Origin of the sequence: Psychrobacter jeotgali (genome assembly GCF_904846315.1) — a bacterium.
GTDB classification, from domain to species: Bacteria; Pseudomonadota; Gammaproteobacteria; order Pseudomonadales; family Moraxellaceae; genus Psychrobacter; species Psychrobacter jeotgali.
Genome location: NZ_CAJHAF010000001.1, coordinates 42,151 through 65,981, shown reverse-complemented (window position 1 = coordinate 65,981; position 23,831 = coordinate 42,151). Strand labels below are relative to the sequence as shown.

General features: G+C 43.9%; 19 protein-coding genes. 2 read left to right on the top strand and 17 right to left on the bottom strand.

What is annotated here, in order from left to right:
• Positions 1-125: 125 nt before the first annotated feature.
• The 17 genes from JMX18_RS00250 to rplU all read right to left on the bottom strand — a co-directional run bounded on the left by JMX18_RS00250 (position 126) and on the right by rplU (position 20,137).
• Positions 126-947: a ferredoxin--NADP reductase gene (locus JMX18_RS00250; RefSeq protein ID WP_201582574.1), complete on the bottom strand. Its 822-nt coding sequence runs from the start codon at positions 945-947 to the stop codon at positions 126-128.
• A 225-nt stretch (positions 948-1,172) separates the two neighbouring features.
• Positions 1,173-2,651, bottom strand: a complete 1,479-nt coding sequence (locus tag JMX18_RS00245; protein ID WP_201582572.1) for an NADH-quinone oxidoreductase subunit N — start codon at positions 2,649-2,651, stop codon at positions 1,173-1,175.
• 3 nt (positions 2,652-2,654) lie between these two features.
• The gene (nuoM, locus tag JMX18_RS00240; protein WP_201582570.1) at positions 2,655-4,283 is read right to left on the bottom strand and encodes an NADH-quinone oxidoreductase subunit M; all 1,629 of its coding nucleotides are present in this window, start codon (positions 4,281-4,283) and stop codon (positions 2,655-2,657) included.
• 1 nt (position 4,284) lies between these two features.
• On the bottom strand, positions 4,285-6,159 hold the full coding sequence (gene nuoL, locus JMX18_RS00235) for an NADH-quinone oxidoreductase subunit L (RefSeq protein ID WP_201582568.1): 1,875 nt from the start codon (positions 6,157-6,159) through the stop codon (positions 4,285-4,287).
• 4 nt (positions 6,160-6,163) lie between these two features.
• Positions 6,164-6,472 carry an NADH-quinone oxidoreductase subunit NuoK gene (gene nuoK / locus JMX18_RS00230; RefSeq protein WP_201588155.1) on the bottom strand — a complete coding sequence of 103 codons (309 nt, stop codon included), beginning with the start codon at positions 6,470-6,472 and terminating at the stop codon, positions 6,164-6,166.
• A 98-nt stretch (positions 6,473-6,570) separates the two neighbouring features.
• Complete coding sequence (gene nuoJ / locus JMX18_RS00225; RefSeq protein WP_201582566.1) at positions 6,571-7,266, bottom strand: NADH-quinone oxidoreductase subunit J; 696 nt, start codon at positions 7,264-7,266, stop codon at positions 6,571-6,573.
• Positions 7,263-7,811: an NADH-quinone oxidoreductase subunit NuoI gene (gene nuoI, locus JMX18_RS00220; protein WP_265088801.1), complete on the bottom strand. Its 549-nt coding sequence runs from the start codon at positions 7,809-7,811 to the stop codon at positions 7,263-7,265. Before nuoI ends, nuoJ begins: the two co-directional genes overlap by 4 nt.
• A 91-nt stretch (positions 7,812-7,902) precedes the next feature.
• On the bottom strand, positions 7,903-8,898 hold the full coding sequence (gene nuoH / locus JMX18_RS00215) for an NADH-quinone oxidoreductase subunit NuoH (RefSeq protein WP_201588153.1): 996 nt from the start codon (positions 8,896-8,898) through the stop codon (positions 7,903-7,905).
• A 49-nt stretch (positions 8,899-8,947) separates the two neighbouring features.
• Positions 8,948-12,046 carry an NADH-quinone oxidoreductase subunit NuoG gene (gene nuoG, locus JMX18_RS00210; RefSeq protein ID WP_201582564.1) on the bottom strand — a complete coding sequence of 1,033 codons (3,099 nt, stop codon included), beginning with the start codon at positions 12,044-12,046 and terminating at the stop codon, positions 8,948-8,950.
• A 10-nt stretch (positions 12,047-12,056) separates the two neighbouring features.
• A complete protein-coding gene (gene nuoF, locus JMX18_RS00205) occupies positions 12,057-13,481 on the bottom strand; it encodes an NADH-quinone oxidoreductase subunit NuoF (protein WP_201582562.1) in 1,425 nt (474 codons plus the stop codon).
• Complete coding sequence (gene nuoE, locus JMX18_RS00200; protein ID WP_201582560.1) at positions 13,478-13,987, bottom strand: NADH-quinone oxidoreductase subunit NuoE; 510 nt, start codon at positions 13,985-13,987, stop codon at positions 13,478-13,480. The genes nuoF and nuoE overlap by 4 nt, the downstream gene beginning before the upstream one ends.
• A gap of 129 nt (positions 13,988-14,116) precedes the next feature.
• Positions 14,117-15,892, bottom strand: coding sequence for an NADH-quinone oxidoreductase subunit C/D (nuoC, locus tag JMX18_RS00195; RefSeq protein WP_201582558.1), 1,776 nt, complete (start codon positions 15,890-15,892; stop codon positions 14,117-14,119).
• Between the two features lie 111 nt (positions 15,893-16,003).
• A complete protein-coding gene (locus JMX18_RS00190; RefSeq protein ID WP_201582556.1) occupies positions 16,004-16,672 on the bottom strand; it encodes a NuoB/complex I 20 kDa subunit family protein in 669 nt (222 codons plus the stop codon).
• A 98-nt stretch (positions 16,673-16,770) separates the two neighbouring features.
• Positions 16,771-17,403, bottom strand: coding sequence for an NADH-quinone oxidoreductase subunit A (gene ndhC / locus JMX18_RS00185; RefSeq protein WP_201582554.1), 633 nt, complete (start codon positions 17,401-17,403; stop codon positions 16,771-16,773).
• An 863-nt stretch (positions 17,404-18,266) separates the two neighbouring features.
• The gene (lolA, locus tag JMX18_RS00180; protein ID WP_201582552.1) at positions 18,267-18,974 is read right to left on the bottom strand and encodes an outer membrane lipoprotein chaperone LolA; all 708 of its coding nucleotides are present in this window, start codon (positions 18,972-18,974) and stop codon (positions 18,267-18,269) included.
• Positions 18,975-19,460: 486 nt separating this feature from the next.
• On the bottom strand, positions 19,461-19,718 hold the full coding sequence (gene rpmA / locus JMX18_RS00175; RefSeq protein ID WP_201582549.1) for a 50S ribosomal protein L27: 258 nt from the start codon (positions 19,716-19,718) through the stop codon (positions 19,461-19,463).
• A gap of 107 nt (positions 19,719-19,825) precedes the next feature.
• Positions 19,826-20,137 carry a 50S ribosomal protein L21 gene (gene rplU / locus JMX18_RS00170; protein ID WP_201582548.1) on the bottom strand — a complete coding sequence of 104 codons (312 nt, stop codon included), beginning with the start codon at positions 20,135-20,137 and terminating at the stop codon, positions 19,826-19,828.
• 650 nt (positions 20,138-20,787) lie between these two features.
• On the opposite strand from rplU, the gene JMX18_RS00165 reads away from it, so the two are divergent.
• Both JMX18_RS00165 and JMX18_RS00160 read left to right on the top strand, forming a co-directional pair.
• Positions 20,788-21,717, top strand: a complete 930-nt coding sequence (locus JMX18_RS00165; protein ID WP_201588152.1) for a polyprenyl synthetase family protein — start codon at positions 20,788-20,790, stop codon at positions 21,715-21,717.
• 676 nt (positions 21,718-22,393) lie between these two features.
• The gene (locus JMX18_RS00160) at positions 22,394-23,809 is read left to right on the top strand and encodes an efflux RND transporter periplasmic adaptor subunit (RefSeq protein WP_201582547.1); all 1,416 of its coding nucleotides are present in this window, start codon (positions 22,394-22,396) and stop codon (positions 23,807-23,809) included.
• Positions 23,810-23,831: the final 22 nt, after the last annotated feature.

The following is a 23,831-nucleotide window of genomic DNA, read 5'->3' as shown; positions in this document are numbered from 1 at the left end:
TAGAGCAAACCAACTTGTAGAGCAAACCGACTTATTACTGGCTATTTAACCTTTAATTCGTAACCAGATGCCGTGATTTTCTCTAAAACCACGGCATTTAAATCCCTACCCTTTAAAAGAGGCTCTTACCAATAATTCTCTACGGCAATATTACCTTCGCCGCGGCGATTCATCACAAATCCCATAGTTTTCAGGGTCTCTTTGGTATCCTCTACCATCTCTGGGTTGCCGCATAACATTACATGTGCGCTTTCAGGATCTAACGGCACACCAGCCTTTTGTTGTAAGGAGCCATCTACCAATAGCTTCGGTAAACGCTCGGTTAAGGCGCCTGCCATGGGTTCACGAGTCACAATCGGTATAAAGATGAGCTTGGCAGGGTTATCCACTAAAGAGCCAAAGTTTTCTTGCAGCTGCTCGATCTGTTCAACGTACGCCAACTCCTCCTGTGATCTGGCGCTATAAGCCAAGATAATATGCTCATAATCTTCCCAAGTTTGCAAATCTTGTAGCATAGATAAGAAAGGTGCCAGTCCGGTACCCGTAGCTAACAGCCATAAATCTTTAGGCAATGGCTGCTGATAACGGGCTAAAGTTAAAAACCCAAACGGGATAGTATTGAGCATCAACTCATCACCCACTTGTAGGTGCTGCAACTGCGAGGTAAAAGCACCATCAGCAATGACTATAGAGAAAAACTCTAACTCTTCATCAAAAGGTGAGGAAACTATAGAATAAGCACGAAAAATATCCTCGTCTAAGGCCTTATCCGTCGTTGAGTTCTGTTGTTGATGATACTTTAGCTTACTGGGATTTACGCCTAAACGTACAAACTGTCCTGCGGTAAATTTAAAGCTATCTGGACGGGTCACGGTAAAACTAAATAAGTTCGGTGTCCAAGTGGTTTTGCTCAGTACGGTTACTGGTACTACGTTTTTTTCACTCATAATATTTCATCTTTATTTATAGTTAATAGGTATTTTATAATTAGTAGGCACTAGAAAACGAATAAAAAGAAGCACCAAGCTTAGCATAAACTTGGTGCTTCTTGTTTTGCACTCCGTAACAATCATTAAGGAGCGGGTTATGAGCTAAATTGCAGTGAGCTAAACTAAAATCTTCTGCTGTAATTTAGCCTACTAACCCTTAGTAATTGCTACTAGTAATAAATGTTACCAAATACGAGCCCATCTAGCCCACTCAATCAAGTTGCTAGGTAAGATACCAAAGAAGATAATGGCAGCGGTAACGCCGATAACCATAAGACCACCCATACGCACACCCCACTGTCCAGAGACGTCGAATTCAAGGAACTCTTTTGGACGCTTGAACAGGGTAAGCATGACCCGTAAGTAATAGAATAGGCCAATCGCACTACCAATGATAATCATGGCGGCTAGGAACCACTGAGTACCTTGTACCGCTGCTAGTATAGCAAATAGCTTGGTAATAAAGCCGGCGGTCAAAGGGATACCTGCTAATGACAACATCATAATGGTCAATACGCCAGTAAGTACCGGACGACGCCAGAATAGTCCTTGATAGTGAATGAGCTCATCAGCTTCACCAGACAAACGATAAGGACTCGACATCAAAGTCACTACCCCAAAAGCTCCGATAGACGTAAAGGCATAAGCGGCCATATACATACTAGAGATGCTATCGGCAGCGGCACCAATACTAACAATCACGATCAACACATAACCCATGTGCGCAATTGAGGAATACCCTAATAGGCGCTTAAGATTGGTCTGACGTATCGCTAATAAGTTACCCGCTAGAATAGATAGCGTAGCCATGACCATGATCAGCATCTGTACTGAGGGTAAGGCTAATAGTTTGGTATCAAGCAAGAAGCGAATGGCCACTGCCATCATAGCGACTTTAGAGACTGAAGCTAAAAAGGTTGCAATCGGTGCTGGCGCCCCTTCATAAACATCGGGTGTCCAAGTATGAAATGGTGCTACTGAGAGCTTAAAAGTAATCCCAAACAACATCAGCGCCGTGCCTAATATCAGTAGCGGCGACTCAAACATACTGACCAACACCAGGCTAATTGACTTAAAGCCTAATGAGCCTACCTGCGCATATACGAATGCCATACCCATTAGTAGAGTGGCAGAAGCAGTAGCTGAGAGCACCAAGTATTTGAGTCCTGATTCCAGCGAGCGATTGCGCAAATAAGTGTAAGACAACAGACCATAAATAGGTATCGACATCAGCTCTAAGCTGACAAAGAACGAAGCCATATGCTGAGCGCTCACCATCAGTAAAGCACCGACGGTCGATAGCAGTATCAGCAGATATAGCTCTTCTTTATTATCTTTAAACTTAGCTAGATAAGCATAAGAAAGCGTACAGCAAGCCAAAGCACAGATAAAGATAATCACCATGTTGAATTTGGCAAAGTTATCTATAACAAACAGCTGCTCAATCTGCGGTAAGCTCGAGCCGCTACCTATTATCCCTGTTATCTGTCCCAGCAAGGTAAACAGACCAACGTTTAGACCTACTACCGTAATCGTACCGGTTATAAAATGTGAGCGGTTAATCGTAATGGCAATCATCACCAGTAACACCGTAATCACTACCGCAATTATTGAGGCGTAAGGCAACAATCCCATCAAATCATTCATCGTAATATCATTCATGACTTAACGTGCCTCCATCGCATCAAGTGACTGCAGTATATTGATCTGTGATACTTCACTATAAATATACGCATTATTAATCCACTGCATCGCATGACTTGAAGTGTCCAATATAGGCTGTGGATATAAGCCAAGCCACACTAACCCTCCTGCCAACATCAATAGCAATGATATCTCGCGCTTACCCAAATCCTTTAGTGGTCGGGTCGGTAAACCATGGGATTTGGTCTCATGTAGCGCCAACTCCTTGGTATTATTCACCCCAAATAATGCTTGATGAATCAAGATGAGAGAGTACAAACCTGCTAACACTAAGCTAAAGGTTGCAAACACTACAAATACCGGATACTGGCCAAAGGCACCAAACAAAATCATAAACTCGCCGATGAAGTTACCGGTACCAGGAATACCTAGCAAGGCGGCACAGAAGAACATCAATAGCGGAGCGTAATAGCGGAACTGGCCCCACATACCACCCATCAAGGTCAAATCACGCGTATGCAAGCGCTCGTATAACTGACCTGCCATAATAAATAGGGCGGCTGAGCTTAGACCGTGCGCCAGCATTTGTATCATTAGGCCCTGTAGGCTGATTAGCGTACCGGCATAAATAGCTAACACTACAAAACCCATGTGCGAGATACTGGTATAAGCCAGTAAGCGCTTCATGTCCGTTTGCATAAAGGCCAGCCACGCCCCGTAGAAGATACCAATAGTACCTAAAGTAATGGCAATCGGAGCAAACTCTTGTGAGGCTTCAGGGAAAAATGGCAAGACAAAACGAATCAAACCATAAGCGGCAGTCTTAATCAATACCCCAGCTAAATCCACCGAGCCCGCTGTTGGTGCTTGCGCATGCGCGTCCGGCAACCAGCCATGAAAGGGCACAATAGGTAGCTTGACCGCAAAACCAATGAAGAAGCACAGCATGATCGGATATTCCCAACCACCCAAAGGCGTGCCGATTAAGTCATTATAATTAAAGCTTAGAACTCCAGTATAAGCTTGGTTGAATAACACCAATAGCAAGATACCGATGAGCATGATAAGCCCAGAGAGCTGGGTATAGATAAAAAATTTGGTAGCCGCATATTCTTTAGTTTTGCCGCCGACCACATCATGACCCCAAATAGCAATCAAGAAGTAGATAGGAACCAGCATCATCTCCCAAAAGAAGAAGAACAAAAACATATCTATGGCTAAGAATACGCCAATAACGCCGCCTAAACTCCATAACAAGTTCAAGTGGAAAAAGCCAACACGGCGCTGGATCTCATTCCATGAACAGGCAACAGCAGCAATCCCTAGCAAACCCGTCAAGGCAATCATCAATAGCGACATACCATCCATCGCTAAATGAAAGCTAATACCCATAGCAGGTACCCAAGGTACAATAAATTCAGCCATCCAAGGTACGGCAGTATCAGGGGCTATCACCTGCTTACTCATGCCTGCAAAATCGCCATATTGCCAAAGCACTAGTGATAGCGCAAAAGTCAATATCATACCGATCAGAGCAATCCAACGCGGTAGGCGTTTATTAACTTTTTCAACTAACCAGCATAGCAATCCAGCAATAAAGGGAATAGCGATCAGTGCCGGTAGCATCCACGTTTGTTGTAACTCTATCATTTTATACCACCGTTATCATTACCAGCACTAACAGCACAGCGACACCCAAGCCAAAGCTTGCGGCATAGCCTCGAAGTGACCCTGTTTGCGTAGCGGACATGGCTTTGTTACCCGCTGATGCCAGCGTCGGTAATATATTCCAAGTCTTATCGATAGGATCGGCTTTAAATAAGCGGCCAATAAGTAAAAAGGGTTTTACGAAAATCAAATCATACAGCGCATCAAAGCCTAGACCATGGTAGCACCAGTGATATAGCGCTCCGCCAATGCTAGATTGCTTAAAGCGAGTCAGCATCCGACCTTTATCAGCAACATATAATAAGGCGGCTAACACTAAACCGGCAACCATCGCTCCCATAGCAATATATTCGGCAGTATGCTTACCATCAGCTTGATTGGCCACTTCTAATAAATGTCCAAAGCTCTCAGGGAGTACGCCTTGTAGAGGCGGAACAATCAAGGCACCAACAGCGGTCGATAGTACTAGCAATACGCTAAGGGGTAGCCAATATGACATCCCTGATAACTTATGCGCAGGGGTTTTTTCTTCACCAAAGAAGATAATCCAAATCATTCTAAAGGTATAAAGTGCGGTTAAGAAGGCACCGAACACCCCCATATAAAATAGCACCTGATGACCAGTAGCATAGGCTTCCCACAGGATAGCTTCTTTTGAATAGAAACCAACGGTTACCCAAGGAATGGCTGCCAGCGCCCCACCACCAACGATATAGCTCCAAAATACTAACGGTATCTTTTTACGCAGGCCGCCCATCTTAAATATATTTTGCTCATGATGAACCGCTAAAATAACCGCACCAGAGGATAAGAATAACAAGGCTTTAAAGAAAGCATGGGTCATCAGATGGAACACTGCCCCCTGCCAAGCGCCAACACCTAAAGCGAGGAACATATAACCAATTTGGCTCATGGTCGAATAGGCAAGAATACGCTTAATATCAGTCTGTGCCAATGCACAAAAGCCAGCAACCACCAAGGTTAACGCCCCGACTGCCCCAACCCAGTATAATAAGATACCCGGGGTTAGCATAAATAACGGATGCATACGGGCAATTAAATATACCCCAGCCGTTACCATAGTAGCAGCGTGAATAAGTGCTGATACCGGCGTTGGCCCTGCCATCGCATCAGCAAGCCAAGTATGTAATGGTAGCTGAGCAGATTTACCCATCGCACCGCCCACTAACATCATGGTGGTCAAAATCATCGTTGGGTTATTGATATCGAATAGCTCAGGGGCACGAGTAATAATCTCTTGAATATTAAGGGTGCCAAATTCGCGGAACAATAAAAACAATCCGAAGGCCAAAAACACATCACCAACCCGAGTTACCGTAAAAGCTTTCATCGCCGCCCGCCCATTGGCACGGTCGTGATAATAAAAACCAATCAGCAAGTACGAGCAAATACCAACGCCTTCCCAGCCTAGATATAATAATAATAAATTATCCGCTAATACCAGTAATAACATACTGGCGACGAACAGATTCATATAGCTAAAGAAGCGGGCAAAACCGGTATCACCCTTCATATACCAAGCAGCAAATAGATGGATCAAAAAGCCGATTCCGGTAATCACCCCGGTCATCGTTAATGCCAGTCCATCAAAACTCAAGCTAAAGCCTGGATTAAAATCGCCTACCTGAAACCAAGTCCATAGTGGTATTTGCACCACCGTACCAGCAGGATTAGTGGTTAAAAAAGTAAAGCTGACAGCCAGCGTACACAGCGCCGATAGCAGCATGCTACCCACCCCTACAAACGCAGCTGCCTGTTCGGTTAACCTGTCACGCATAAAGGCTAAAATTAAAAAGCCAATGAGCGGGAATATAAAGGTTAATGGTAATAAACTCATGACATCATCCTTTCATCTCATTGGCGCTATCGACATCGAGGTGTCCACGCTTACGATAAAACTGCAATAATACTGCTAGCCCTATTGAAGCCTCAGCAGCGGCTAAGGTTAAAATAAAGATGAACATTATCTGCCCATCTGGATCAACCCAGCGACTGCCCGCCACCACAAATGCTAGCGCAGCTGCATTCATCATGATCTCAAGGCTCATCAACATAAATAAGAAGTTACGTCGCACCATTACGCCGCACAAACCGATTGCAAATATAATACCAGCCAATATCAGTCCATGGCTCATTGGTATCATACCCAGTACGTTTTGCGCCTCAGTAGCTGGCTGTACTAAGCCCACCACTTCATGGGCAAACGGCACGTTCGACACTTCTTGTGCCACGCTCACTGCTTGTACCATCAGTCTGACTCCTTGCGCGTGACTCGTTGTATACCCACATAATCATGTGGATCGACATCTGTATATTCATAAGCTTCAGTGGATTGAACATCATCAGTAGCATTAGCAGTTGATTCATTATTAATTGTAGAGCTATCAGCTTGACTCATGGTATTGTCATCAATACCTTCATCATCTAACGACGCTTTACCTAAATGATAAGCGGCAACCAGTGCGGCGAGCAGTAATAAAGCCGCCACCTCTACTAACATTACATATTTGCTAAATAATACCGTACCAACAGCCTTGGCAGAAACCGTAGTGCCACCAATCATTGCCGTCTCATCATGATTCAGACCAATCATTGCGTAGAGTGTAACCGCAATGACAATGGTTAATCCTGTAGGTACCGCCCAAGTACGAGCATCGAGCCAGCGCTCCTCACGCTCCTCGCTCTCCATACCTAAATTGAGCATCATAATCACAAACACGAACAGTACCAAAATAGCGCCAGCATAAACCACTACTTCAAGCGCACCAGCAAATGGCGCACCCAATATAAACATAATGCCGGCTGCCGCTAACAACGACACAATCATCGATAAGATAGCGTGCACTGGATTGGCCTGAGTGACTACACGTAAGCTGGCAAAAATTGCTACCGCACCTAGCGCATAAAACCCTACCAATTCAGGGTGATTTAAAAAATCCATCATGGCAGCAAACTCCTTAGATCCACAGGCGCAGCTTCATTTTGTGCTGAGCCTTTTGGTTTATCTGCTACCGCCATACCCGTTACGCGATAATAGTTGTAATCAGGGTACTTACCCGGTCCTGATATTAGTAAATGCTCTTTTTCATAGACCAAATCTTGGCGAACGTACTCACCTAACTCAAAGTCAGGGGTCATCTGAATAGCGGTCGTCGGACAAGCTTCTTCACACATACCACAAAAGATACAGCGCGAGAAGTTAATGCGGAAAAACTCTGGATACCAACGTCCATCTTCACGCTCAGCTTTTTGTAGCGAGATGCAGCCCACTGGACAAGCTACCGCACATAGGTTACAAGCCACACAGCGCTCATCACCATCAGGATCACGAGTTAGGATAATACGCCCACGAAACCGTGGTGGTACCGGCACCGGCTCTTCAGGGTATAGAATAGTATCGCGCGGCCTGATTGCGTGGCTATTAACCATCCACATGCTGCGGACGATGGTATAGAAACCAACGACAATTTTTTTTATGCTAGTAAACATGGATTTATTATCCTTATCAGCTTTACCCTAATTCATCATTTATGACATCAATGCCTGTCATTCAACGCTAGCTGGTCAATGCTAACTGTAGTTATCCAGCGGGGGAAAAGATCAAAATAACCGCCGCCGTCACTAACAGATTGACTAAGGTTATTGGCAAGCAAACCTTCCAGCCAAAATTCATCACTTGGTCATAACGCGGACGTATTAGTGAGCCCCGAGCTAAAACAAACATAGTCATAAAAAACAAAGTTTTAATAATGAACCAAAAAGCTGGTGGAATAAATGGAATATCTAAATTAAACGGGGCCAGCCAGCCACCAAAAAACAGCGTCGTCATCAAGGCGGATATCAATACTACGTTGACATATTCGCCAATAAAGAACATGCCGAATTTCATGCCAGAATATTCTACATGATATCCTTCAGCAAGCTCTTGCTCCGCTTCTGGTTGATCAAAGGGATGCCGGTGAGTTACCGCTACTCCAGCAACTACAAAGGTCAAAAAGCCAAAGAACTGCGGAATGATATACCAGCCATCAATTTGTGACTCGACAATTTCACGTAGATTAAACGAGCCGGTCAATGCCACTACACCCATCAGTGATAAACCTAAGAACACCTCATAACTAATGGTTTGTGCCGCTGAGCGCAGGCCACCTAATAGCGAGAACTTGTTCGCCGAAGCCCAGCCACCGAACATCACTGCATAAACCGCAATACCGCCCATAGCTAAGAAAAACAGAATACCAATATCCCAATCAGCAACCCCAAGTGTGGGTGATATGGGGATAATGGCAAAAGACGCCAGCGCAGTAAACATAGCAACTGCCGGCGCCAAGGTAAACATAAACTTATCAGTAAAGTTTGGCGTCCAATCTTCTTTAAAGAAGATTTTGAGCATATCGGCAACCAGCTGCAAAGAGCCAAAAGGCCCCACACGGTTGGGTCCATAACGATCTTGCCAAAGTGCTAGCATCCGGCGTTCATAAACAATCATCAACGCTGCGGTAATAACTACCACTAAAAAGATCATAATAGACTGAACGACCATAAAAAAGATCGACCAGCTCTCATAAGTCATCATGCCGGCCAAAAAGCTAGGCACATCAGGGATAATACGAGTCACTTGCATATTACACCTCCTGCGTAGTGGTCGGCGCTGTAGTTACAGACGTTGAATGATCATCGGCCATAGTACTGCTCAAAGTTACCGGCGCATCTACCTGCTTTACCGATGCTGGCATTGATGGATGCACAATGTTTACCTGCCCTACTGGATAACCAATACAGCCTTCTGCTAAATAAGGAACCACTTGTACTGGTAAGGTAATCTGCTGCTGATCAATCTCAATCGCTAAATAATCACCTGTAGCTATATTCCAGTCTTGCGCATCGTCTATACCCACGCGCCAAGTAGCGATAGGCAACTGCTCTGCCACTACTGGACTACGAGAGGCCATCATGGAGCTGGCATAAATATTATAGATAGGCACTAATTTGGCTTGACCTTGCTGCATATTGGTACTGCTCATGGTGCTGACTTCTGGCGCTATATATTGGCGCATAGCTAAACGCTCTAAGCGATCAAATATACGTACCCCTGGATCGCCTTTCTTTAGACTGCCGCCTACTTTATCTTGATATTTATTCCACGCTTGCGGTGAGTTCCAACCCGGAGCGTTAGCGAAAGGGATCATGGAGCTGGCAGTTTTATTACCGCTGTAACCTTCCATTGAAAAGGTCAAACCGGTATCCAAGTCTTTTGGCTGCATAGGCTCGTGTACCGATATTGGCGCACGCATGGCAGTACGGCCAGAATAACGGCGTGGCTCACGGGCAACTTTCAGTCCACTAATCCGGTAATCAGCATCAGGAGCCGCCTCTTTAATAGCCGCTAATTTAGGATGAGTCGCTATCAAAGCATTAATGACATCATCGAGCTGGGTCCAGTCCACTGTTTTATCCATGAGACTGCTATGGACGGCATGCAGCCAGCGCCAACCCTCTTTAATACTGCTGAGCGGATGGTAGTAGCTGTTATCATAAACTTGGAAGAAACGCTGCGCACGACCTTCGGCTGATATCAAGGTGCCATCGGCTTCAGCGAAGCTCGCTGCTGGCAATATGATATCCACATCTTTATGCCAGTCCAGCAGTTGATGATCTAAAGCAATAACAGTCTTGTCTACTAACAACTGCGAAAGTTTTCGAGCATCAATAGCTTCGGTCAGCTGATTTTCGGCCACTATTAATACATCAAAATCCGTGGCCAATAGCTCTTCAACGGACTGACCACCCAATAAACACACGCCCATGCTATTAGCATCAGGAACGGTTAGATAAATACCCGCTTGCGCATGGTAAGCCTTATTAACTTCTTTTAACTCAAGCTTATCGGCAGGCTCACGATCGATATCATCTTGCGCTTCTTTATTAGTACCGGTTTCAGGTTTAGCAGGCTTGGCAGCTAGCTCTTTATTCTCTTCGGGCTGCTCGGTTTGCGCACGAGTCTTGGCAGCACTAATTTGTTCATCATCAAGCTGTCCACCACGGACTTTAGCATTATGCGCATCAACCTGACTTTGCTCGGTAGCTTTGATAGCAGTACGTTTTTGGGTCAATGCTTGGGTGATTTGCGCCGCTGCTTCTATCAGTGCCGTCGAGGACAAGCTGCTTCCTGATACGACCAGCGGTCTATCAGCTTGTATTAGATCATAAGCGATTTGCTGCGCTAGCGCTTGCATAGCATCAGTGCTAGTTTCATGAGCATTTTGCGGCTGATTATTTTGTTGAGGATCTGATATTTGGCTCAAATCATCCGCTAAATTAGCAATCTCATCCGCAACCTTAAAGCCTAGCCTAGTAATATCTTCAGGCGTTGCTACCACACTGACTTTACTAATATCATCAAGCTTAGTTTGAGTGACATCAATAACATATACTGGACTATTTACACCTTGAGCAATACGCTGTACCGGCTCTGCTAACCAAGCTTGAGTCTTGGCAGCAGCAGCCATTTTAATACCTTCATTCTTTGCAGCTTGGCGTACAGATAGCGCTACTCTCGATGAGGTTTGGGTAATATCTTCACCCAGAATCAGTACCGCATCATGACTTTCAATTTCAGTCATACCGGGATTATGGATCCCTTCTGTGCTCAATACTTCGATACATTTATTAACTAAAGCTTGCTGCTGATGATTCAAGCCGGTTGAGAAGTTATCAAAACCTACCATGTTTTTTAGTGCAAAGTTAGTCTCAAGACTGGCACGCGGTGAACCAATACCGATAACTTTTTTATCTTTTATACGCTTAATAGTTTCATCAAGTGCGTAGTCGATATTGATTTTGACGTGTTTTTCATTGATAAGTTCTAGCGCTTGGGTGGGGCGATCATCACGATTGACGTAGCCATAACCAAAGCGGCCCCGATCACATAGGAAATAACGGTTTACCTCGCCATTATAACGGTTCTCAATACGGCGCAGTTCGCCATAACGCTCACCTGGTGAGATGTTACAACCTGCTGAACAGCCGTGGCAGATGCTTGGTGCATACTGCATATCCCACTTGCGGTTATAGCGCTCAGAATGGGTCTTGTCGGTGAACACCCCGGTTGGACATACTTCAGTTAAATTACCTGAAAACTCACTTTCGAGCTGACCATCTTTATCACGGCCAAAATACACTCGATTGTTCGATGCATAAACGCCTAAGTCCTCTCCACCGGCATAGTCTTTATAAAAGCGCACACAGCGGTAACAGGCGATACAGCGGTTCATCTCATGAGCAATAAAAGGCCCAAGCTCTTGATTATGGTGGGTACGTTTGGTAAAGCGATAACGGCGATTGGTATGACCTGACATATAGGTCATATCTTGCAAATGACAATGACCGCCCTCTTCACAAGTAGGACAGTCATGGGGGTGGTTGGTCATTAGCAGCTCAACCATAGACTTACGAAAGGCTTTGGCTTCCTCATCGGTAACTGAGATATACATATCATCAGCGGGTGCGACCATACAAGACATCACCAGTTTGCCTTTACCTGCTTCCATGTCATCGAGGTTTTGATACTGTTTGACTGCGCACTGACGGCACGAGCCTACCGAGCCCAAAGCCGGATGATAACAAAAATAAGGAACATCAATGCCAAGTGACAAACAAGCTTGTAGCAAGTTGTCTGAGCTATCTACTTCGACAGTGGTTCCATCAATATGTATGACTGCCATGCCGTTCTCCTTATTTCACTACAGGCTGTTGATTGGCTGCAGCCTCAATAACATTTTCACCGACCGCTCGAGCGATTTTTTGATCGAACTCGGGGCGGAAGTATTTAATGGCACTCATAAGAGGCTCCATAGCACCGGGGGCATGGGCGCAAAAGGTTTTACCGATCCATAAGTCGCGGGTTAAGCCTTCTAACTTTTCGACATCACCCACTTGCCCTTCGCCATCATTAATGGCGGTAAGCAGTTTGACTCCCCACGGCAGGCCATCGCGGCATGGGGTACAAAAGCCGCAAGACTCACGCTGAAAGAAGATCTCAAGGTTGCGTAATAAAGCCACCATATCTTGCTCTTCATCCACCACCATAAGCAGACCTGTACCCATACGGCTACCAGCTTTTTGAATGGTATCAAAGTCAACAACAGTGTCTAAATGATCAGCGGTTAAGAAGTCGGTGGAGGCGCCGCCGGGTAGCCACGCTTTAAGCTTCTTACCCTCGATCATACCACCAGCGAAATCTTCAATAATCTCACGTGCCGTATAACCAAAAGGCAGCTCCCATAGACCAGGATCGTTGACTAATCCTGAACAGCCAAATAACTTGGTGCCCGGGGTTTCGACTACCCCTTTAATCTTCGCCAAATCCTGATACCATTTACTACCATGCAAAATAATCGCTGAGACGTTATGCAAAGTCTCAACGTTATTGACGATAGTAGGTCGACCCCATGCGCCAGCGACTTGCGGAAATGGCGGCTTGGTACGTGGGTTAGCACGGCGACCCTCTAAAGCGTTCAATAAAGCCGTTTCTTCACCGCAGATATAGCGTCCAGCACCGGTATGCACATGCAAATCAAAACTATAGCCTGAACCTAAGATATCATCGCCAATTAGATTGTTAGCTCGCATCTCGTCAAGGGCAGCATTCAAGCGCTCAGCAGCCAAAATATACTCGCCGCGAATAAAGATATATCCTGCTGTAGCTCCAATCGCATAAGCCGAGATAATCATGCCTTCGATCAGCTGAAATGGTAGGCGCTCCATTAGTAATCGATCTTTAAAAGTACCCGGTTCCATCTCATCAGCATTGCATATTAAATAGCGTGGCCCGCCATCGAGCGGTGCCATTAGTGACCACTTGATACCAGCCGGGAAGCCTGCTCCGCCCCGACCTTTTACTACTGCTTCTTTAATAGTATTGAGGGTAGTCTCAGGTGATTGGTTTAAAGCTATTTTTAAAGCCTCAAAACCACGCAGTGACTCATAAGTGGCCAAATCTAATACCGCATCATGATGAGCCAGACGCCAAGTTAGCGGTTTGGTCTCACTAGTAGCGGTCGCTTTGTCACCATAAACGGCAATGCGTTGGTCATTAAGCTGGCTTGGCGCTTTACCTTGATTACGACGAGCGATTTGCTCTGCAACAGTTAATCTCATGCGTATAGCTCCAACAATTGAGCGACTTCTTCCGGCTGGACAGGACCATAAGTATCTTCATCAATCAGTACCGCCGGACCCTTATCACAGTTGCCTAGACAGCAAATCGGTAATAGCGTAAAACGGCCGTCAGTAGTAGTCTGTCCATAATCGATACCCAGTTGCGATTTTAGTTCAGCAGATAGCGCTTCATAACCAGTCAAGTAACAGGCCACTGAATCACAAATTAAAATGACGTGACGGCCAACCGGTTGACGGTAGATACGGTTAAAAAAGGTCGCCACTCCTTCCATATCTGTCACTGGGATATCTAAAATGTTAGCAATAGCGTTAACTTGGGCATCATCGACCCAGCCATTGCGCTTTTGTACAATTTTTAGCGCATCTAACGAGGCGGCTCGAGCATGCGGATAATGATGCATAAACTCGTGAATCGCCGCAATCTCCTCGCTGGTTAAGATACTAGCTACATCTACTCTTGGCGCTTTGTCAGAAACAATTTTCATAGTGTTTTTCTTATCCTCACTCATCACGCTCTACAATTCAAAAGCGTTTGGTGTGCCTGTTGGCGATAATTCATTATATAACTTTTTACTTTCAAATTACTTTGCTTCACTACTTTTCTTCGGTAAGGCTTAACGATCACAATCTGCCATAACAATATCGATAGAGGCCAAATACATGATGGCATCTGAAACCAAAGAGCCATTAATCACCGATGGCATCTGTTGCAGATGTGCAAATGTTGGGGTGCGAATCCGCGTACGATAGCTCATGGTGGCACGGTCCGAGGTAATATAATAACTATTAATTCCCTTGGTCGCTTCTACCAAAGTGGCGCATTCACCTGCAGGCATAACTGGTCCCCACGATACCGAGATAAAGTGGTTAATCAAAGTTTCGATATCGTTTAAAGTGCGATCTTTGGGCGGTGGTACCGTCAGTGGATGATCGGCTTTATAAGGGCCTTGCGGCATATTGTCCATACATTGACGGATGATGCGCATTGATTGGCGAATCTCTTCTATTTTCAGCATACAGCGATCATAAGCATCACCGTTGTAACCAATGGGCACTTCAAAATCAAAGTTTTCGTAGCCCATGTAAGGACGGGCTTTACGTAAATCGTAATCGACACCCGTAGCTCTTAGGCCAACGCCGGTTACGCCCCAAGCCAATGCTTGCTTGGCGTTATATTGCGCCACGCCTTGGGTACGGCCTTTTAGTACACTATTCTGTAGCGCCGCTTTGACGTATTCATCCAAGCGTTTGGGCATCCAATCTAAGAACTCTCGTACCAAACGCTGCCAGCCGCGCGGTAAATCGGCTGCGGTGCCGCCAATACGGAACCAAGCCGGGTGCATACGATAACCGGTTACCGCTTCAATCACATCATAAGCTTTTTGGCGGTCAGTAAACATATAGAATACCGGGGTCATACCACCGGCATCTTGAATAAAGGTGCCGACATAGAGCAAGTTATTAGTAATGCGGAAAAACTCACTCATCATAATACGAATGGTCTGAGCGCGATCAGGGACGGTTATACCCGCTAGTTTTTCAACTGACATAATATAAGGCAGCTCATTCATCACCCCGCCTAGATAATCAATACGGTCGGTATAAGGAATGTAGGAGTGCCAAGTTTGGCGCTCTGCCATCTTTTCAGCGCCACGGTGGTGATAACCAATATCTGGGATACAATCGACCACTTCTTCGCCATCAAGTTGCAGTACTAATCTAAAAGCTCCATGCGCTGAAGGGTGGTTAGGACCGATGTTCAAGAACATAAAGTCTTCATCACGTCCTGAGCGTTTCATGCCCCACTCTTCGGGGACAAAACGCAGGTTTTCTTGCTCATATTGCTGTTTGGCAGCATTTAAGAAGTACGGGGTAAATTCAGTCGCACGCGCATGATACTCTTTACGTAGCGGATGCCCCTCCCAGTATTTAGGTAATAAAATACGGGTCAAATGTGGGTGACCGCTAAAGACGATCCCGAACATATCCCACACTTCACGCTCATACCAGTTGGCATTGGGCCAAATATTGGTCGCACTAGGCACATTCAAGTCATCTTCACTAAGCGCAACCTTAATGCGCACATCACTATTACGCTCAAGCGACATCAGGTGATAAAACACCGTAAAATCGCTATCAGGCAAACCCTGACGATGCTTACGTAGGCGCTCATCTATAGCCGATAAGTCATATAACATGACATAAGGCTTAGGCAGTTTACGTAAAAACATTAGGATTTCTAATAAATCAGCACGTGCAACCCAGACCGTAGGAATCTCATCAATGGTATGCTGAACTACAAATTTTCCAGCATATTTATGACCCAGCTCTCTGATTACTGCTGGTACGGGCTTAATCTTAGGATCTGTATTTTCGACTACCGTGACCATGAATGATGTATTCCTTCATTAACCGTAACTAACAACCGCCACTGACTGTGAGGAGAAATTGATATAAGTATAAAAATTAAGCTTTGCTCTTCAGTTAAATTCTATGCCAATCTAAATACTGTCAGGACTGCGTAGATTTTTTACTGCAATACGATCCGCCTGTTTACGATCACGCTCAGGCGTCATTTGCGGCTGATATACGCCTTTATCGTTGACGTGGATACCTAGCGGACGGCGCTCTTTGGTAATAGACTCTTGTAGAAGCATCAGACCCTGAATCAGAGCTTCTGGGCGCGGTGGACAGCCAGGAACATAAACATCAACCGGAATGATCTTATCCACCCCTTGTACTACTGAGTAGATATCATACATACCGCCTGAGTTGGCACAAGCGCCCATGGATATCACCCATTTCGGCTCTAGCATTTGCTCATAAAGGCGCTGGATAACTGGTGCCATTTTCACAAAACAGGTGCCCGCTACAATCATCACATCAGCCTGCCGCGGCGAGGCACGAATAACCTCTGCCCCGAAGCGCGATAAATCATGCACCGCAGTCAAAGTGGTGGCGTATTCGACATAACAGCAAGAAGTACCAAAGTTAAATGGCCATAATGAGTGCTTACGACCCCAGTTGGCCGTTGAATGTACTAGGTCTTCTAAACGGCCCATAAATACATTTTTATTGACTTCATCTTCGATAGGGTCAGTGACTGTTTGACGAGACTGTGCAGGATATTCATCTGCATCAGGATTGGCTTTTGTTAAGGTGTATTTCATAACATCTAACCTTTAGATTAAGCGCTGAACGGTAATAATAGCGTTACCAAAAATAATACTGTTAGTATAATAATCAATAGTTCATTATGAGCTAGTGATTAAGATTTAGGCTCAACATCAGTACTTTGAGCAGCAGCTGCAAAGTCCACTGAAGTAATATTGCCGGTAGTGTTAATATTATGATCAATGTTTTTTAGATGGCGACGATTGGCTTCAATGTTGTTCGAGACGTTAATCTGTCCTGAAGACTGTGCCGGTATTTTACCAGTCGGGTCTACCATAAGTTCTTCGACCCCATCGAACTTAGTAATACTGGCTAAATTAAACCCAGCAGGTGCGGCGGTCAAACGTGGTTGTTTTTGACGTCTATCGGATGGCGACCAGTTCATGGCACCCAAGCCCAGCTCATATATCAAACCAATGATTAATACCCCGATAAATACGGCAGCAGCAGCAAAGCCAAGCCAACCCACATCACGGACCGAAATCGCATAGGCATACAGATATAAAGCTTCTAAATCGAAGATGACAAAGAAAATAGCCACCAAATAGAATTTTGCAGACAAGCGAATACGGGCATTGCCAGCTCCGACAACACCTGCTTCAAATGTTTCTTCTTTTTGTGAGCCATGAGAGCGTCCACCGAGGAGACGCGGAACGGCCAGCATAAAGACAACCAAACCGATAGCGGCTAAAATAAAAGCAACTGCTGACCAATTATAGGCAGACATGATAATACGTGCTCCTCACCCATTCGAGTGTTAGGTACAACTGAATAACTATGAGAATGAATAACCTAAAAACAGTACCTACTAAACTAGTAAATACTAACTACTAAGGATACTCACTTCCTATAGCACTAAGCTGAGCCTTAACGCAGACGAAAACACAAATGACTGTTAATGGATAGCTTTATCAATAGCTGATTATCAATAACTAAGCATCAGTACTATTTAACTATCAGCACTAAACAGACCAAACGGTGTTGGTAACGACCAATTATCAAGATTATTGACGGTGGGCTTATCGAAAACCACCCTGAAAAATATCTGGCAACTAAGCAGATAAAGGCTGGTCGTCAAACCCTTATAATAACGCAAGACAAACTTATTAAATCAATATCATACTAAGTCATTTAATTGATTTAATAACTCGTTATACGTAGTCAAAATGGCGTGACAATTGGCATAAATTATTTGCTTACTATACGCTTATAGCGCTTCAAAAGCCAGTTTTTGACAATATTGTTCAGTCATTTTATATGCTACAAAATATGTATTTTAAACTAGGCAATATTTATTACAAAGACTTGATAGCGGTCTGATGAACAAAAGCTGCCCATACTTATAAGCTTGCAGCAACACAAAAAAAATCTGAGTTAAGGCTTAAACGGCCCTGCCATACTTGCTCCATAAAAACCAAAGCGAGCAAGGCTGAATTTAAAAACATTGTAAACCAAATAAGCTTAATTGCAACCAACATATATAGAGGCAGATATAAAAAAAAGACAAGCCCGATAGATGGCTTGCCCTGTGATTATGTTCGATAACAACCTTTTATCTTGCCTGAACACTTTTAAACCTTAATGGTGCACCTACTGGTTAATAACATCCACTCCTGCTGGCGGAGTAAATTTAAATTGACTGCTATTGATACTGGGGTTGAGTTTGATATTACTAAATTTGATCGATGTCGTCTGACCTAGGCTATCATTGAGTACCATCATGACTGGCTTACCACCACTAAAGCTTACGGATAGATTTTTAAAGCTTGCATCGCCTGATTTAGGATAGAGCACGTAGTAGTTTTTGCTACTATAAGGCTGGGTAACCCTAAAGTTTTTATCAATTTTGCTCGGATCACCTGATAGTAATAGTGCCGGTGTATTACCTACTTGGGTATCAACCGCTTGTTTGGTTGCTTGCTCCAAATCCTTATCGTATATCCACATGGAATTACCATTAGCTACGATTATTTGCTCTGATGGTGATTTGGTTTCCCAGCGAAAATTATTAGGACGCTGAACACTCATCGTTCCGGTAAAGGTGCCACTGCTTGCCCCTTTGGTAGTTTGAGAAAAGTTAGCAGTCATGCTTTTGGTATTGGTTAATAGCTTATTCAGACGTTTAGCCGCTACTAAGCTGTCAGCAGGTGCGGCGGTAGCTGACTGAGTCAAAGCGATCATAGGCGCTGCTACGCCTAGAGTAGAGACTAAAGCTCCCGTTAACACACCACTCATCAATTTTTGCTTTAGGGTCATTGTTTGCTTAGTTGAATTAGCTTGCTTGGTTAAAAAAGTCATTCTTTATCCTCTCATAAAAATATTAGCTTCAAAGTAAAATAGGGGTTGTCTTGATAGGTTTATCCTAGTTATTAGTTTTCATACCTTACCTTCATACCTTGCACTGTTAAATTATAAAAACAGTGTGCCAGTTTTTTTATCACACGCCTAGTCATGAATTGCAATCAATACTACGCCTGCCATACACGCTTGTAACGGGCTATATTACGCTATATTGCATAGGACCGTTATTAATATTAACTACTTTTGGTCTTATCTCTTGAGCTTATATAGTTAGCCTTTCATGACTTCATGACAGCCTTTCATCAAGTGAATACTGAAGTTATTAAAGAACAGTAGCCCATAAAAAATCCCCATTACCGATAAATCAGTAATGGGGATTTCGCTACTTATATACTTTAAGTCTTCATTAACATAACAATTTAGTGTTACTTTAAAGAAGATTAGTCAGCCGTCTAGTAGCTGTACATCCTGTGCACATAACAATTATGCGCTTTCAACCATCACATAGCGACGGTTAAATTTACCTTTAGTCGTAAACTTCACTACACCATCATTTAGTGCGAATAAAGTATGATCACGACCCATGCCAACACCTTCGCCAGCATGAAATTCTGTACCACGTTGGCGAACGATGATGTTACCAGCAGTGATAGCTTGACCACCAAAGATCTTTACGCCAAGCATTTTTGGGTTTGAATCACGACCGTTACGGGTCGAACCGGCAGCTTTTTTATGTGCCATGAGAAAATCTCCTTGTTAATTTGATTTATCACTTATGTGATATATCTTGAGCTTTTAGTGCGTTATTTATCAGTAATAACTATTCAGTAATAACTAAATATTGATAATTAAGCATTAATCGCTTTGATTTTTAACAAGGTGTACCATTGGCGGTGACCTTGCTCTTTGTGATAATGCTTACGACGGTTGTGCTTGATGATACGGATTTTTTCGCCGCGACCATGTTCAACCACTTCAACCTCTACACTAGCACCTTCAACGACTGGTTGACCAATTTTGACGTTATCACCATCAACAACCATCAAAACATCTTCAAACTTAATCGTTTCGCCGGTTTCTGCTTTTAGTAATTCAACTTTAAGCAATTCATCGACGACTACACGGTGCTGCTTACCACCACTTTTAATTACTGCGTACATTGTCTGACTCCGTTTAACCCGTGTGCCGTGGCTGACATAATATCAACGCTTCGATAACGAACACGACAGGGAAAAATTAAAGGCAAGATTTTACTTACTTTTAGCTTTAAAAGCAAGTCATCTAGCTTACTTGTGTCGTTTGTTTTTTAAGGTGGTCACGCTGTAACAAAACCAATCATAGCTTTTAGCCTAACGCCGGCTATTATAGCTTATATAATCAGTAACTTACAATTATTTCTGTATTTATCGCTTAAAGGTAATTAAAAGGACTTATAAAGATAACACCCTACCTAGTATAACCAACTATATTAAAAGCAGCCTCAATTAAAAGCAGCGCTAAATGGAGGTTTAGATTAGGCAGCTGCAGCTCTTTACCACTGCCTCACGATAGCAGCTATCACTATATTGTTACCGCTGTTATGTCTCTATTGCACTTTAATAACCGATTTACATAAGTAGCTATGTTATTATATGCTCACAAATAGCTATAACACTTCGCTATTCTTCTTTTTTATTAATTGGTATGACTATTTATTATGACCAGTATTTCTTCATCTCAATCATCGACTATCCTCTCGCCTACTTCAGGCTCTAACGATATTCCAAGTTACGCTGATATCCAAAGCATCGTTGCTGATGACTTTGAAATTATGGACCAGCAAGTCTTTGGTAGTCTTGACTCAAAAGTCCAACTGGTTATGAGTGTCTCTCAACATGTCATTAGTGCGGGTGGTAAACGAATGCGCCCGCTGATCACGCTTCTATGCGCCCGTATGTTCAATGACAGCCCATCACAGCAAGCGATGCATCTAGCAGCAATTACCGAGATGCTGCATACCGCTACTTTAGTCCACGATGATGTGATTGACGAGTCTGGACAGCGCCGCGGTAAACCCACTGCCAATGCTACTTGGGACAACGCTACTGCCGTGTTAGTAGGCGACTATTTGATCGCCCGCGCCTTTAACTTATTAGTTGGTTTTCAAAGCTTACCGTTGTTGCAATTATTCTCCGATGGCACCTGTGATATCGCTGAAGGTGAAGTGCTGCAATTACAGCACCAGCATAATCCTAGCGCCACTGAGGATGATTACTTGCGGATCATCGATGGTAAAACCTCACGTCTATTTATGATGGCCACCCAAGGTGCAGCTATATTGCAGAGGCAAGAGCAGTATCTACCAGCATTAGCAGACTTTGGTCAGCATTTTGGTAATGCCTTTCAGATCATTGATGATGTACTCGACTATAGCGGTGATAGTGAGCTAATGGGTAAAAACTTAGGCGACGATTTAGCCGAAGGTAAACCTACATTACCAACTATTAAAGCGCTTGAGTTACTCAAAGACAGTAACCCTGATGGCTATGAGCAGCTACGTATTGCCGTGCAAACCGGCAAAACTCCTAACGCTGAGCAGTTAATCGAGCTAGTACGCAGCTCTGGATCACTTACCTATTGTACTGAGCGCGCTTTAGAAGAAACTAGACTTGCCCAGCAAGCATTAACCAAGCTTCCTGATAATCGTTACCGTAAAGGCTTACATCAATTAACTGAACTTGCTAGTGCACGCTTATTATAAGTCTATTTCAAAAATCACTTTATATAGCATTATTAACGGGCTCTACTCGATGATAGGTAGTTTAAAAGCTCCGATTAACAATGAGGTTTTGACCTTAATTAGCAAACATTGCTAAAATATTGACTTTATACTATTTAAATGTACATCGGGCTGTTGCATAGCTTTAAGTCCAAAATCGATAATAAAATCATATTTTATAACAAAAAGTAACAATGTATAAATGAGTCGTTAGTTGGGATGCAAGATAAGGTTTATTGGTTACTGTAGCAGCGCTACCAAGACTTTTAGCTCCTTAAACCAGCTTTGAATAATATATCTTTTGATAGATATTGGTTTTCATTGCTTGACTGTGGGGTATACCCGATAGTTTATAATAACTAACACCATTAATCCAAACGAACGACTTGACCAACTTTATGTCTTGGTTGTTTGCTTGACGTTAAAATTTAAAGGTTAAGGGTTAAAGAGTTAACCGTTTAAATACTAATAACATTTAGGTGTTAATCATTAGATATTAATCAGACCCTAAAACTTAACTTACCGGTTTATTGCATTAAAAAGCTGCTGATAATACTCTCTACCAGTCAGCTACTATAGCTATTACCTTAAGACTAATCACTAAGATTTTACTTGCGACTTTACTTGTATCGCACTTATATTATTAACGAGGACCTTGATGAAGCACTCATATCTTGCGCTTGTAATAGCATCTGTACTATCTGGAGCTGTACTGGTTGGCTGTGACAAAAACGAGGACGCCGCTGGTGAAGCCGCTCAGCAGCAGATGCCACCTGCCGTCGTCAACGTCCAGACCGTCAGCTTTGATACTATCCCCCAAGTACAGACTTTTTCTGGTCGCACCGCTGCTTTTGAAGTAGCAGGTGTCCGGCCTCAGGTAAACGGTATTATTAATGAAGTACTGTTCCGTGAAGGCAGCAATGTCAAAAAGGATCAGCCTCTTTATCGTATCAATACCGATAACTATACTACTTCGGTTGCTAGCGGTCAGGCAGCAGTACAGCAGGCTCAGGCTAACTACCAGACTGCACTAGCCAATAATGCCAATGCTAAAGCTGAGCTTGCGAGTCGTCAAGCATCGTTAGCACAAGCAGTAAACGACTTTCAGCGTCTTAAAGGCCTAGTGGATATCGACGCCATCTCTAAACAGCAATATGACCAAGCACAGACCCAGGTCCGTACGGCACAGGCTGCGGTCGAAAGCGCACAAGCAGCGGTCGGTCAAACCCAAGCAGGCATAGAAAGTGCTAAGGCCAATATTCAAACAGCCAAAGCTAACTTGGACGCTAGTACTCTAGACCTCAATCGTACGATTGTACGTTCTCCAATCACCGGACGTACCGATCGCTCAAACGTTACTGCTGGCACCTTAGTGAGCTCAGGCCAACCTGAACCTTTGGTTACGGTTTCACGTTTAGATCCTATTTATGTGGATATCAGTCAGTCCTCCTCTGATCTACTCAAACTACGTCAACAACTCGCTGAAGGTAAAGCTCAAGCGGGCATCAACTCTGTTGAGCTGGTGTTAGAGGATGGTTCAGTTTATCCCGTACGCGGTCAAATTGCGCTATCAGAGGCTAGAGTTGATGAATCAACGGGCGCCGTGACTCTGCGAGCTATATTCCCGAACCCTAATAATGTTTTATTGCCGGGTATGTATGTCTCCGCACGCTTAACTCAAAGTGTCATTCCTAATGCCGCTTTAATCCCGCAAAGTGCCGTTACCCGTACTCCTAAAGGTGATACTCAAGTATACATCGTAGATGGAAATAACAAAATCCAGGTCCGTCCCGTTACTATTAGCGGTACTTACGAGGGGCAATGGGTGGTCACTGATGGCTTAGAGTCAGGAGATAAGGTCGTCGTCATTGGCGGTGGTAAAGTCCAACCTGAACAAGAAGTCGTCGTAAAACCACTAGACAACCCTAATCCAGAATCAGCTGCAGCAGGAGCTCCGCCTACCGGCAAAACTCCACAGCAAGCTGCTAAAACGATGGACAAGCCAGCTAGTGAAAATGCTAATAACGCTGATAATAATGCAGATGCTAATAGTTCAGCAGCAACCACTAACTAATTCCATTCAAAGATAGGAAGAC